The sequence below is a fragment of the Streptomyces sp. NPDC059201 genome (assembly GCF_042754585.1).
Lineage (GTDB): Bacteria > Actinomycetota > Actinomycetes > Streptomycetales > Streptomycetaceae > Streptomyces.
On the sequence record NZ_JBHZBB010000011.1, the window covers coordinates 122,453 to 135,254 of the forward strand.

The following is a 12,802-nucleotide window of genomic DNA, read 5'->3' on the forward strand; positions in this document are numbered from 1 at the left end:
CGGCCTCCCGCCGGTCCACCTCCCGCCCCCCTCGCCCGACTTGCTCCCGCTTCGCGCCCGATGCGAAGAATGACCCGGCGCCGAGGCGACTTCCGAGCCAGGGCGGAGCCGTGACGAGGGGAGTCGTACGTGGGTGCGATCACGCTGGTGAAGGACGCCGGGGGAGCCGGGGCCCTCCCCGGGGAAGGACCGCCCGCCGGACCCCCGCCGCCGCCCCCGGCCGAGACCCCGCTCGACCCCCGCCGCGTCCGGCTCGTCTTCCTCGGCCTGATGCTCGCGCTGCTCCTCGCCGCGCTGGAGCAGATGATCGTCGCCACCGCCCTGCCGAAGATCGTCGGCGAACTCCAGGGCCTGGACCGGATGTCCTGGGCGATCACCGCCTACCTGCTGACCTCCACCATCGGCCTGCCCGTCTACGGCAAGCTCGGCGACCTCCTCGGCCGCAAGAGCGTCTTCCTCTTCGCCATCGTCGTCTTCGTCATCGGCTCGGGACTCGCCGGCTGGTCCCGCAGCATGGACGAACTCATCGCCTTCCGCGCCCTCCAGGGCGTCGGCGCGGGCGGCCTCATGATCGGCGTCCAGGCGATCATCGCCGACATCGTCCCGGCCCGCGAACGCGGCCGCTACATGGGCCTGATCGGCGCCGCCTTCGGCCTCGCCTCCGTCGCGGGACCGCTCCTCGGCGGCTTCTTCACCGACCACGTCTCCTGGCGCTGGTGCTTCTACTTCAACGTGCCCTTCGGGCTCGTCACCCTCGCCGTCGTCGCCACCGTCCTCAAACTGCCCAAGCCGAAGGTCCGCGCCCGCTTCGACGTCCTCGGCACCCTGCTCCTCGCCGCCGCCTCCACCTGCCTGGTCCTGCTGACCAGTTGGGGCGGGACGGAGTACGCGTGGGACGACCGGGTCATCATCGCCCTCGGCTGCGGCGCCGCCGGAACCACCCTGCTCTTCCTGGTCGTCGAGCACTTCGCGCCCGAACCCCTCATCCCCCTGCGGCTGTTCCGCGACTCCGTCTTCACCGTCACCGCGCTCGTCGGCGCCGTCGTCGGCATCGCCCTCTTCGGCGCCGCCAGCTACCTGCCGAGCTTCCTCCAGATGGTCGAGGGCGCCACCGCCACCGAGTCCGGGCTGCTGATGCTCCCGCTCATGGGCGGCATCGTCATCGCCTCCGTCGTCTCCGGCCAGCTCATCAGCCGCACCGGCCGCTACAAGATCTACCCGGTGCTCGGCGCCGCCCTCTCCGTCCTCGGCATGGCCCTGCTCTCCCGCATGGACATCGGCACGCCCCGCCTCACCCACAGCCTCTGGCAGGCCGTGCTCGGCACCGGCATCGGCCTGATCATGCCGGTGCTCATCCTCGCCGTGCAGAACTCGGTCCGCCCCGGCGACCTCGGCACCGCCACCAGCGCCCACAACTACTTCCGCCAGATCGGCGGCAGCGTCGGCGCCGCGATCTTCGGCACCCTCTTCGCCTCCCGCCTCGACGACGCGCTCGCCGACCGGCTCCCGCGGATCCAGGGCTCCGGCGGCCAGGGAGCCGCCGCCCTGCCGCCCGCCGAGGCGATCACCCCGCAGACGGTGCACGCCCTGCCGCCCGCCCTGCGCGACCTCTACATCCAGGCGTACGCGGACGCCATGCCGCGCATCTTCCTCTACCTCGTGCCGGTCCTCGTGCTCGGCCTCGTCCTCGCCTTCTTCCTCAAGGAGCAACCGCTGGTGTCCCACCACACCCCCGCCCCCGAGGCCACCGACATCCCCTACGACCAGGCCGCCGGCGTCCAGGCCGTGCCGCACGCCCGCCACGCCGCCCCGGCCCCCGCGGCCGCCTACCAGCACAGCGGCGTGCCGGTCTGCGGCACCGTCCAGCACCACGACGGCAGCCGGGTCCCGCGCGCCGCGCTCACCCTCATCGACGTCGGCGGGCGCCAGATCGGCCGCGGCGCCAGCGGCGAGGACGGGCGGTACGCGCTCAGCGTGCCCGGCAGCGGCGCGTACGTGCTCATCGCCGCCGCGGGCGGGCACCAGCCGCAGGCCGTCTCCGTCACCGTCGGGGATCGGCCCGTCGAGCTCGACGTCGTGCTCGGCGGTGCGGGCCGCCTCGCCGGCAGCGTCCTCACCGCCGACGGCAGCCCCGTCCGGGACGCCGCCGTCACCCTCACCGACGTGCGCGGCGAGGTCGTCGCCTCCACGCGCAGCGGACGCGAGGGCGGGTACGTGATCACCGAACTGGTCGCGGGCGAGTACACGCTCGCCGCCAGCGCCCCCGCCTTCCGGCCCGCCGCCGTCCCGGTCAGCGTCCAGTCCTCCCGCGAGACCCGCCAGGACATCGAGCTCGCCGGCGGCGCCGTCCTGCGCGGCACGGTCAGGGCGGGCGGCGGGCGGCCCGTCGAGGACGCCCGCGTCACCCTGCTCGACGCGGCCGGGAACGTCGTCGACACCCTCACCACGGGCCCCGACGGCACCTTCCGCTTCGTCGACCTGTCCTCCGGCGAGTACACGGTCATCGCCGCCGGGTACCCGCCCGTCGCCACCGTCCTCCAGGTGGCCGGCGGCGGCCGCACCGAGCGAGACCTCCAACTCGGCCACCAGGACTGACCCGGGGGAACCTCAGGAGGCGGTCGGCGCGGCCTTGCGCAGAGCGGTGATGCAACTGCCGATCGCCTCCTGGAGGGCTTCGAGGCGCTGGAGCATGTCCTCCTCGTAGATCTCCTCCTCCATGACCTCGTCGAGGGTCAGCTCCTCGAAGACCTTCGTGGCCTTCTGGAGGCTGCTGTAGAAGCGGGTCCTGCGCTCCTGGACCCGCAGCGCCGGGTCCTCCTCGACGGCCTTGGCGACCAGGCCCTTCACCGACTCGTACGCCTCGCCGGCCCACTCGCCGGCCTCCTCCGAGTCGTCCAGCTCGTCGATCAGCGACAGATGCCGCTCGGCCTCGGCGCGCACCTCGGCCGGCGCCTCGACGGTCTGCCCGGCGGGCGTCTTGATCTGCCCGTTCTCCACGATCTGGCGGACGTAGCCGATCCGGTCGGCGACCTTCGCCTCGCTCGCCACCGCCTTCTTCAGGTCGTCGGTGCGGGCGAAGGCCCGCGCCATCTCCGTCTGGAGCGCCGGGTCCTCCTTCATCCGGTCGAGCAGCGCCCCGCGCGCCGCCTCGGCCGTCCCCGGGTCCGCCAGGATCGCGGCCCGCAGCGCCGTCGGGTTCTCCGCCACCTCCAGCGCCTTCGTCGGCCGGATGCCCTCCGCCTCGGCGGCGGCGCTGATCGCCTGGCCGCGCACGGAGGAGGCGCTGTTGCGGGAGGTGTAGTACGACAGCCAGACGTCCGCGTCCGGCAGGTCGATCTCCGCGCCGGGCTCAAGAACCTCGAACTGCGGCACCAGACCGTCGTCGGCCGCCATGTCCCACGCCTTGTAGTAGCGCATCACGCGCTCCGCCGAGCAGCCCGCCAGCGCCGCGAACGCCCGCGCCGACACCTTCCGCGCCGCCGCGCCCTCGGCCGGCTGCCCGCCGGGCCGCACGCTGCGCGCCACCTTCAGGGCGAAGGTCCAGCCCCCGGTCCGGGCGTAGACGCCGAAGTCCTGGGCGTCCCGGACGACGACGGGATCGTGGTCGGCGGGGTCGGCGGTCACCTCTTCCGCGTCCTCGGGCTCACCGGTCTCCTCGGCGGCCACGTGGGGCTCACCGGTCTCCTCCGGGGCGGCGGCCTCGGGCTCGCCGGCCCCGGGGACCCAGAAGCCCTCCTCCGGTGCGGGGGAGGAAGCGGGGGAGGAGGCGGGGATGGTGTCGGACGGATCGAGGGCGATGGTCACCGAGAACACTCCGGATCGGTCGGGCGGGACAACTGCGGCCGACAGCCTATACGTACCGCTTGGCGATGTTTGGCCCGATTCCGGAGTCGGATCGTCCGAGAAACACATGGCGCCCGGAAGACCCCACGGGCATCATGCCTCCATGATCCACGGAATCGAGCCCCGCCCCGCCCGTTGAGCGCCCCGCAGGCGCGGCCCGCGCCCGCGCCCTCCCTGTACGCGTACGCCGTGACCCTCGGCGCCGCCGACCCACCCAGGGGCGGTCACCCCCTCCCGGCCACGGCGCGGCCACCCCACGGCGAGCGGCGGCCCCGCCCGCCCTACCGGGAGGCCCGCGAGACCGTCAGCCGACTCCTCCTCGCCCGGCTGACCGAGCCCCACACCGACCACGCCGAGGCCGGGACCGAACGCGCGCTCGTCGCCACCGGCGTCCGCGACCGTCACGTCTACCAGTGCGCCGCGGCCCTCGCCCCCGGCGACCCGGCCACCGCCCGCGCTCTGGCCCGGCGGCTCGTCCGCGAGGGGACGACCGTCCCCGGCGTGGCCGCGGGGCTCGGGCTCCTCACCCGGCTGGGCGAGCCCGAGGACGTTCCGTACCTGCGCGCCCTCGGGCGGCTCGCCGACGTCTTCCCGTACGCGATCTGGGCCCTGGACGGCCTGGACCGGCCCGCCGCGGCCCTGCTGTGGCTGACCCATTTCCCCGTGGGCGACGGGGCGCGCCGGATGGTCGAGGCCGTCGCCGCGCGGGACCACGCGGCCGTACGCGCACGGCTGCTCGGGCTCGCGGCCGACGACCGGCGCATGGATCCGGAGTACGCCCGACGGATCGCCGAGGCGACCTCCCTCGCGCACCTCGTCGACCGGGCGCCCGAGGACACGGCGCTTCTTGCCCAGGCCGTACGGCTCCTGGCCGGCGCGGTCACCCAGGGCGACCACGGCATCGAGATCCTCCAGTACGCCGACGCCCTCGCCCTCCACGAGGCGGTGGCCCGGCGGGCCCAGCTGCTGCCACCGGACCCCGCCCACCAGGCCCGGCTGCTCACCCTCGCCCAGGAACTCCACAGCGGCGCCTCCCACCTGCTCGACTGGCCGCCCGGCCGGCGCGAGAGCGTCCTCGGCCGGCTCCTGGACGCTGTGCGCGAGCCCGAGGGGACGGGGCGCCGCGCCGACTGGATCCGGCGCACCGCCCGGCACCTCCGCGCGGCGCGCCCCGACGCGCCCTCCGCCACCCCCCGGCTGCGGATCGAGGTCGCCGTCCCCGACCCGGCCTCGCCGGACCCCGTCGAGACCCGGCTCCTGGTCGACGGGCGCCCGATCCTGCCCGAGGCTTTTCCACAAGGGCGGGGCGACACGCCCGAACAGCTCCTCGACACCGGCTCCCTGCGGGCCGGCCCCGAACCCCACGGAGTCCGGCTCGGCGTGACCTCCTGCGCCGAGAGCTGCTGCGGCGGCCTGTACGTCACCGTCCGCCGTGAGGGCCCGTACGTCGTATGGAGCGACTGGCGACGGCCCGGACGCCTCCGGGCCCTCCCCGCGTACCGCTTCGACGCCGACGCCTACGACACCGAGATCGCCCGCGCGGAGCACGACCACGGCTGGACCTGGCCGGCGCGGCACACCGCCCGCCTGATCACCGCCGGACTCCGCGACCGGCCGGACCTGCTCACCCGCTGGGGACTCCGGCAGGGCTGGATCAGCACCTTCTTCCGCGATCCCGACACCACCCTCGTCACCTTCACGGGACCGCCCCCGGACGGCCCGGGCGAGCGGCGCCCGTTCTACCAGTGGCATCTGCCCGACGACGGGAGGCCGCCCCCGGAACGCGCCGCCGAGGTGCTGCGCCGCATGTCCGAGACGGATCCGCGGACCTTCGCGGAACGGCCGTAGGCCACCCGTGGTGTCCTCCGCGCGGTGCCACTGGTCCACTCCAACGACAGTTATCCACAGGGGTGGTACGGCTGCCGGGCGGCGCGTACGGTGCCAGACATGAAGATCCTCATCAGCGCCGACATGGAGGGCGCCACCGGCGTCACCTGGCCCGCCGACGTGCTCCCCGGCACGCCGCAGTGGGAGCGCTGCCGCCCGATGTTCACCTCGGACGTGAACGCGGCGGCGCTCGGCTTCCTCGACGGCGGCGCCGACGAGGTGCTGGTGAACGAGGCGCACTGGACGATGCGGAACCTGCTCCTGGAGCAGTTGGACGACCGCGTCCAGATGCTCACCGGGCGGCACAAGTCGCTCTCCATGGTCGAGGGCGTCCAGCACGGGGACGTCGACGGGATCGCCTTCGTCGGCTACCACACCGGCGCCGGCGCGGAGGGCGTCCTCGCCCACACCTACCTCGCCAACTCGATCACGGGGGTCTGGCTGAACGGCCTCCGGGCGAGCGAGGGCGTGCTCAACGCGCAGGTGGTCGCCGAGTACGGCGTCCCCGTCGTCCTCGTCACCGGAGACGACCTGACCTGCGAGGACGCCCTCGACTACGCCCCCGAGGCCCTCAAGGTCGCCGTCAAGGACCACGTCTCGCGGTACGCGGCCGTGTGCCGGACCCCCGCCCGCACCGCCGCCGACATCCGGGCCGCCGCCCGCGAGGCCGCGGCGCTCGCCGTCCGGCACGAGCCGGTCCACGCCGGGCCGCACACCGTCCAGGTCGAGTTCGACGCCGAGCACCTGGCCGCCGCCGCCACGGTGGTTCCCGGCGTGGCGCGGAGCGGCGAGCGGCGCGTCGCGTACACCAGCGCGACGATGTACGAGGCGATCCGCACGTTCAAGGCGGTCACGACGATCGTCTCGGCCGCCGTGGAGGAGCAGTATGGCTAGCAACACACCCCCCGCAGACACGCCCCCCGCAGGGCCGGACGCGCAGGCGCTCGACGAGGTCGTCGCCTTCACCTCCGACCTCATCCGCATCGACACCACCAACCGCGGCGGCGGCGACTGCCGCGAGCGCCCCGCCGCCGAGTACGTCGCCGAGCGGCTCGCCGGCGCCGGGCTCGAACCGGTCCTCCTGGAGCGCGCCCCCGGCCGGACCAACGTGGTCGCCCGCATCCCCGGCACCGACCCCACCGCTCCGGCGCTCCTGGTCCACGGCCATCTCGACGTCGTCCCCGCCGACCCGGCCGAGTGGACCGTCCACCCCTTCTCCGGCGAGGTCCGCGACGACGTCGTCTGGGGGCGCGGCGCCGTCGACATGAAGAACATGGACGCGATGGTCCTCGCCGTCGCCCGCTCCTGGGCCCGGCAGGGCATCAGGCCCCGCCGCGACCTCGTCCTCGCCTACACCGCCGACGAGGAGGACAGCGCCGACGACGGGTCCGGCTTCCTCGCCGACCGGCACGCCGCCCTCTTCGAGGGCTGCACCGAGGGCATCAGCGAGTCCGGCGCCTTCAGCTTCCACCCGCACCCCGGCATGACGCTCTACCCCATCGGCGCGGGCGAGCGGGGTACCGCCTGGCTCAAGCTCACCGCCCACGGGCGGGCCGGGCACGGCTCCAAGGTCAACGAGGCCAACGCCGTCACCCGCCTCGCCGCCGCCGTCGCCCGCGTCGGCGCCCACACCTGGCCCGTCCGGCTCACCGCCACCGTCCGCGCCGCCCTCACCGAACTGGCCGTACTGCACGGCATCGAGATCGACACCGGCGCCCCCGACCTCGACGTGCCGCTCCTCCTCGACAAGCTCGGACCGGCCGCCGCCCTCGTCGAGGCCACCGTCCGCAACAGCGCCAACCCGACGATGCTCCAGGCCGGGTACAAGTGCAACGTCATCCCCGGCCAGGCCGTCGCCTACGTCGACGGACGGATGCTGCCCGGCACCGAGGACGAGTTCGCCGCCACCATGGACCGGCTCACCGGCCCCGACGTGGAGTGGGAGTTCCACCACCGCGAGGTGCCGCTCGAAGCGCCCGTCGACTCCCCGACCTTCGCCAAGCTGAGGGCCGCCGTCGAGCGCTTCGACCCGGACGGGCACGCCCTGCCCTTCACCATGTCCGGCGGCACCGACGCCAAGCAGTTCTCCCGGCTCGGCATCACCGGCTACGGCTTCTCGCCGCTGCGGCTGCCCCCGGGCCTGGACTACGGCGCCCTCTTCCACGGCGTCGACGAACGCGTCCCCGTCGACGCCCTGCACTTCGGCGTACGAGTGCTCGACCACTATCTGAAGACCGCGTAGGACCGACCCGGACCCAGGGGGGATCGAGGATGCAGAACACGGCCGCCTACGGCAGCTGGCAGTCACCCGTCGGAGCCGCGCTCGCGGCGGCCGGCGACGGACGGCCCGACGCGCTGGGCACGGTCGGCGACGAGGTGTGGTGGACCGCGCCCCGGCCCACCGAAGGCGGCCGCCGGACCCTCGTCCGGCGGCGCGCCGACGGCACCGAGGAGACCCTCCTGCCGCCGCCGTGGAACGTACGGAGCCGGGTCATGGAGTACGGCGGGCGCCCCTGGGCCGCCGTCGAACGGCCCGGCGACGGCCCCCTGCTGGTCTTCTGCCACTTCCCCGACCAGCGGCTCTACGCCTACGAGCCCGACGCCGGGCCCGGCGCCGAGCCCCGCCCCCTCACGCCCGTCTCCGCCGTGGGCGGCGGACTGCGCTGGGCCGACCCCGTGCTCCTGCCCGAGCGCGGCGAGGTCTGGTGCGTCCTGGAGGAGTTCACCGGCCCCGCGCCCACCGACGTCCGCCGGGTCCTCGCCGCCGTCCCCCTCGACGGCTCCGCCGCCGAGGACCGGGCCGCCGTGCGCGAACTCTCCGACGGACGCCACCGGTTCGTCACCGGACCCCGGATCTCGCCCGACGGGCGGCGGGCCGTCTGGCTCGGCTGGGACCACCCCCGGATGCCCTGGGACGGCACCGAGGCCGTCCTCGCCGCGATCGGCGCCGACGGCACCCTCAAGGACGCCAGGACCGTCGCCGGCGGACCGGAGGAGTCGGTGCCGCAGGCCGACTGGGACGCGGCCGGCCGGCTCCTCCTCGCCAGTGACCGCACCGGCTGGTGGAACCTCTACCGGGCCGACGTCGCCGACGACGGCACCCTCGGGGAGCTCCAGGCCCTCTGCCCCCGCGAGGAGGAGTTCGCCGGACCCCTCTGGCAGACCGGACTCACCTGGTTCCGGGCCCTGGAGACCGGCCCGATCGCCGTCCTCCACGGCCTCGGCGACGCCGTCCTCGGCATCCTCGACCCCGACACCGGCACCCTCGTCGACGCCCCCGGCCCCTGGACCGTCTGGGGCTCCACCCTCGCCGTCCACGGCACCCGTGTCCTCGGCGTCGCCGCGGGACCCCACCGCCGCCACGAGATCGTCGAACTCGACACCCGCACCGGACGCACCCGGGTCGTCGGCTCCCCGCACACCGACGCCGTCGACCCCGCCTTCCACCCCGACCCCGTCGTCCGCACCTTCACCGGACCCGGCGGACGCGACATCCACGCCCACGTCTACCCGCCCCGCAACCCCGCCGTCACCGGGCCCGCGGGCGAACTCCCGCCCTACGTCATCCGCGTCCACGGCGGCCCCACCGGCCACTCCGCGCTCGTCCTCGACCTGGAGATCGCCTACTTCACCTCGCGCGGCATCGGCGTCGCCGAGGTCAACTACGGCGGCTCCACCGGCTACGGCCGCGCCTACCGCGAACGCCTCCGCGGCCAGTGGGGCGTCGTCGACGTCGAGGACTGCGCCGCCGTCGCCGCCGCCCTCGCCGCCGAGGGCACCGCCGACCCGGCCCGCCTCGCCATCAGCGGCGGCAGCGCCGGCGGCTGGACCAGCGCCGCCTCCCTCGTCCGCACCGACGTCTACGCCTGCGGCACGATCATCTACCCCGTCCTCGACCTCACGGGCTTCGTCGACGAGACCCACGACTTCGAGTCCCGCTACGTCGAAGGACTCGTCGGCCCCCTCGACGAGGCGCCCGAGCTGTACGCCGAGCGCTCCCCGATCGAGCACGTCGACCGGATCACCGCGCCCTTCCTCCTCCTCCAGGGCCTCGACGACGTCATCTGCCCGCCCGCCCAGGCCGAACGGCTCCTCGCCCGCGTCGCCGGCCGGGGCGTCCCGCACGCCTACCTCGCCTTCCCCGGCGAAGGCCACGGCTTCCGGCGCGCCGACACCATGATCCGCGCCCTGGAGGCCGAACTCGCCCTCTACGCCCGGGTCTTCGGCTTCGACCGGCCCGACGTCCCGGACCTGGAGCTGCGCTCGTGACGCCCGCCGCCGGGGTGCTCACCCGCCCCGCCCGGCTGCGCCCCGGCGACCGGGTCGCCGTCGTCGCCCCCAGCGGCCCCGTCCCCGAGTCCGGGCTCGGCGCCGGACTCGACGTGCTGCGCGGCTGGGGCCTGGAACCGGTCGTCGCCCCGCACGTCCTCGACACCCACCCCGAGCTCGGCCACCTCGCCGGCGCCGACCGGGACCGCGCCCGCGACCTCACCGAGGCGTGGTGCGACCCCACCGTCGCCGGGGTGATCTGCGCGCGCGGCGGCTACGGCGCCCAGCGCATGGTCGACCTCCTCGACTGGCCCGCGATCCGCGCCGCGGGCCCGAAGGCATTCGTCGGCTACAGCGACGTCACCGTCCTCCACGAGGCCCTCGCCGTCCGCGCGGGCTTCGCCACCCTCCACGGCACCATGACCGCCGTCGCGCCCTTCGCGGGCGACCCCGCCACCCAGGAGTCGCTGCGGGCCACCCTCTTCGAGCCCGAGACCGTCCGCGTCCTCGGCGCCCGCACCGCCCGCCCCCTCGTGCCGGGCCGCGCCTCCGGCGTCACCCTCGGCGGCTGCGTCAGCCTCCTCGCCGCCGACCTCGGCACCCCGCACGCCCGCCCCTCCGCCCGCGGCGGGCTGCTCTGCCTGGAGGACGTGGGGGAGGAGCCGTACCGGCTGGACCGGATCCTCACCCAACTGCTGCGCTCCGGCTGGCTCGACGGCGTCGCCGGGATCGCCCTCGGCTCCTGGGAGGAGTGCGGGCCGTACGAGGAGGTGCGGGCGGTCCTCGCCGACCGGCTCGGCGGGCTCGGCGTCCCGGTCGTCGAGGAGCTGGGCTTCGGCCACAGCCCCACCGCCCTCACCGTGCCCCTCGGCATACCGGCCGTCCTCGACGCCGACGCCGGAACCCTCACCCTCGACCTCCCCGCCCTGCTCTGACGGCGGGCGCGCCCCTGCCGGAGGACGGCGGCCGCTACTCCGCCGCCAGCCTCCGCCGGTGCTCGGTCGCCTTGCTCTGGCTGGTCTCCAGGTGGTGAAGGGCCAGCTCCTCGACGCCCTCCACGTCCCGCGCCTCGATCCGCCGGAACAGCTCCTCGTGCTCCTCGGCCACGACCGTGAAGTCGTCGTGCTGGCCGAGCAGCCAGCGCATCCGGCTCCGCAGCGTGCCCTCCAGCTCGGTCAGCAGGGCGTTGTCGGCCAGTTCGGTGACCGTCTCGTGGAAGTCGGCCGCCGCCCGGCGGGCCTCCGCCCCGTCGCCGCGCGCCGCCGCCGCCTGCTCGGCGTCGAGGTCGGCGCGCAGCTTGGCGAGGCCCGCGCGGGTGCGGCGCTGGGCCGCGAGGCGGAAGGCCAGGATCTCCAGGGCGGACCGGACCTCGATGAGGTCGGTGATGTCCGAGGTGGTGAACTCCCTGACCACCGCCCAGGTGCGCGGCCGGGGCGTCACGAGCCCCTCGTTGACCAGGTCCCGCAGCGCGTCGCGGACCGGCAGGCGGCTCACGTCCAGCTCGGCCGCGATCTCCCGCTCCACCAGCCGGCTGCCGGGGGCCCGGGTCCCGTCGATGATCTGGTCGCGCAGGGTGCGCGTGATCCGCTCCGACTCGGGCTTGAACTCCTCAGCAGCTGTCATGGCGCCATTCTTCCACCGGGGAGGGCGCCGGCCGCCGCCCTCCCCCGCCGGGTCGTCAGAGCGCGGCGTACCCGGGGCGCACGACCTCGCCGATCAGCCGCAGGCGCTCGGGCAGCGGCAGGAAGGCGGCCTCCAGGGCGGCGACCGTGAACTCCTCGAAGACCTCGGGGCCGTACCCGAAGGCGTCCGCCATGTGCTGGAACTCCTCGCTCATGGTGGTGCCGGAGACCAGGCGGTTGTCGGTGTTGAGGGTGATGCGGAAGCCGAGCCGCCGCAGCTCGTCGATCGGGTGCGAGGCGTAGTCCTTGGCCGCGCCGGTCTGGAGGTTGGAGGTGGGGCAGACCTCCAGGGCGATGCGGTTGTCGCGGACGTAGGAGGCGAGCCGGCCGAGCGTGCCGTCCTCGGCGATGTCGTCCGTGATGCGCACGCCGTGGCCGATCCGCTCGGTGCCGCAGACCTGCACCGCCTCGTGGATCGACTCGGCGCCGACGGCCTCGCCCGCGTGGATGGTGTAGTGGCAGTTCTCGCGCTTCAGGTGCTGGAAGGCGGGGAGGTGGCGGGCGGGCGGGTTGCCGATCTCGCCGCCGGCGATGTCGAAGCCGGCCACGCCGTTGTCGCGGTGGGCGACGGTGAGCCGGGCGATCTCCAGGGAGCGGTCGGTGTGCCGCATGCCGGTGAGCAGGGCGCGGACGGTGATCCGGCCGCCGGTGCGGCGCTCGCCCTCGCGGAAGCCGTCGTTGACGGCCTCGACGACCTCGTCGAGGCTCAGCCCGGCCTCCAGGTGCTGCTCGGGGGCGTACCGCACCTCGGCGTAGACGACCCCGTCCGCCGCCAGGTCCTCGGCGCACTCGGCCGCGATCCGGACCAGCGCCTCGCGGGTCTGCATGACGGCGCAGGTGTGGGCGAAGGTCTCCAGGTAGCGTTCCAGCGAGCCGGAGTCGGCGGCGTCCCGGAACCAGACCGCGAGCTCGGCCGGGTCCTCGGTCGGCAGCGCGGTGTAGCCGCACTCCCGGGCCAGCTCGACGATGGTGGCCGGGCGCAGCCCGCCGTCGAGGTGGTCGTGGAGGACGGCCTTCGGGGCGCGGCGGATCCAGTCGGCGACGGCGGCCCGGGCAGGCGTGGCAGGGTTGTCAGACAAGTGCATGGCCGGGAAGTGTACGTCATGACGCGCCCGGCGCAC

The 12,802-nt window shown here is 74.9% G+C and carries 9 protein-coding genes; 6 read left to right on the forward strand and 3 right to left on the reverse strand.

The window, feature by feature from the left end:
- Positions 1–129 precede the first annotated feature (129 nt).
- On the forward strand, positions 130–2,595 hold the full coding sequence (locus ACFXMG_RS30230; RefSeq protein ID WP_383828226.1) for an MFS transporter: 2,466 nt from the start codon (positions 130–132) through the stop codon (positions 2,593–2,595).
- A 12-nt stretch (positions 2,596–2,607) separates the two neighbouring features.
- Here ACFXMG_RS30230 and ACFXMG_RS30235 read toward each other — a convergent pair whose 3' ends face one another.
- Positions 2,608–3,804 (reverse strand): hypothetical protein, encoded by a 1,197-nt coding sequence (locus ACFXMG_RS30235; protein ID WP_383828228.1) that lies wholly within the window; start codon positions 3,802–3,804, stop codon positions 2,608–2,610.
- 174 nt (positions 3,805–3,978) lie between these two features.
- Here ACFXMG_RS30235 and ACFXMG_RS30240 point away from each other — a divergent pair, with 174 nt between their 5' ends.
- The 5 genes from ACFXMG_RS30240 to ACFXMG_RS30260 all read left to right on the forward strand — a co-directional run bounded on the left by ACFXMG_RS30240 (position 3,979) and on the right by ACFXMG_RS30260 (position 10,934).
- Positions 3,979–5,691, forward strand: a complete 1,713-nt coding sequence (locus ACFXMG_RS30240; RefSeq protein WP_383828230.1) for a hypothetical protein — start codon at positions 3,979–3,981, stop codon at positions 5,689–5,691.
- 99 nt (positions 5,692–5,790) lie between these two features.
- Positions 5,791–6,624: a M55 family metallopeptidase gene (locus ACFXMG_RS30245; protein ID WP_383828232.1), complete on the forward strand. Its 834-nt coding sequence runs from the start codon at positions 5,791–5,793 to the stop codon at positions 6,622–6,624.
- The gene (locus tag ACFXMG_RS30250; protein ID WP_383828234.1) at positions 6,617–7,972 is read left to right on the forward strand and encodes a M20/M25/M40 family metallo-hydrolase; all 1,356 of its coding nucleotides are present in this window, start codon (positions 6,617–6,619) and stop codon (positions 7,970–7,972) included. Before ACFXMG_RS30245 ends, ACFXMG_RS30250 begins: the two co-directional genes overlap by 8 nt.
- A 29-nt stretch (positions 7,973–8,001) precedes the next feature.
- Positions 8,002–9,999, forward strand: a complete 1,998-nt coding sequence (locus ACFXMG_RS30255; RefSeq protein ID WP_383828235.1) for a S9 family peptidase — start codon at positions 8,002–8,004, stop codon at positions 9,997–9,999.
- Positions 9,996–10,934, forward strand: a complete 939-nt coding sequence (locus tag ACFXMG_RS30260) for an LD-carboxypeptidase (protein ID WP_383828237.1) — start codon at positions 9,996–9,998, stop codon at positions 10,932–10,934. Before ACFXMG_RS30255 ends, ACFXMG_RS30260 begins: the two co-directional genes overlap by 4 nt.
- 34 nt (positions 10,935–10,968) lie before the next feature.
- On the opposite strand, the gene ACFXMG_RS30265 is transcribed toward ACFXMG_RS30260, so the two are convergent.
- Together ACFXMG_RS30265 and ACFXMG_RS30270 are read right to left on the reverse strand one after the other, a co-directional pair.
- Positions 10,969–11,622 (reverse strand): GntR family transcriptional regulator, encoded by a 654-nt coding sequence (locus tag ACFXMG_RS30265; protein ID WP_383828239.1) that lies wholly within the window; start codon positions 11,620–11,622, stop codon positions 10,969–10,971.
- Positions 11,623–11,677: 55 nt separating this feature from the next.
- On the reverse strand, positions 11,678–12,766 hold the full coding sequence (locus ACFXMG_RS30270; protein WP_383828241.1) for an adenosine deaminase: 1,089 nt from the start codon (positions 12,764–12,766) through the stop codon (positions 11,678–11,680).
- Between the last annotated feature and the right edge of the window lie 36 nt (positions 12,767–12,802).

Coding starts and splice junctions, on each gene's coding strand:
- ACFXMG_RS30270 (WP_383828241.1), bottom strand. CDS start 12,766: ATGCACTTGTCTGACAACCCTGCCACGCCTGCCCGGGCCGCCGTCGCC.
- ACFXMG_RS30245 (WP_383828232.1), top strand. CDS start 5,791: ATGAAGATCCTCATCAGCGCCGACATGGAGGGCGCCACCGGCGTCACC.
- ACFXMG_RS30250 (WP_383828234.1), top strand. CDS start 6,617: ATGGCTAGCAACACACCCCCCGCAGACACGCCCCCCGCAGGGCCGGAC.
- ACFXMG_RS30265 (WP_383828239.1), bottom strand. CDS start 11,622: ATGACAGCTGCTGAGGAGTTCAAGCCCGAGTCGGAGCGGATCACGCGC.
- ACFXMG_RS30255 (WP_383828235.1), top strand. CDS start 8,002: ATGCAGAACACGGCCGCCTACGGCAGCTGGCAGTCACCCGTCGGAGCC.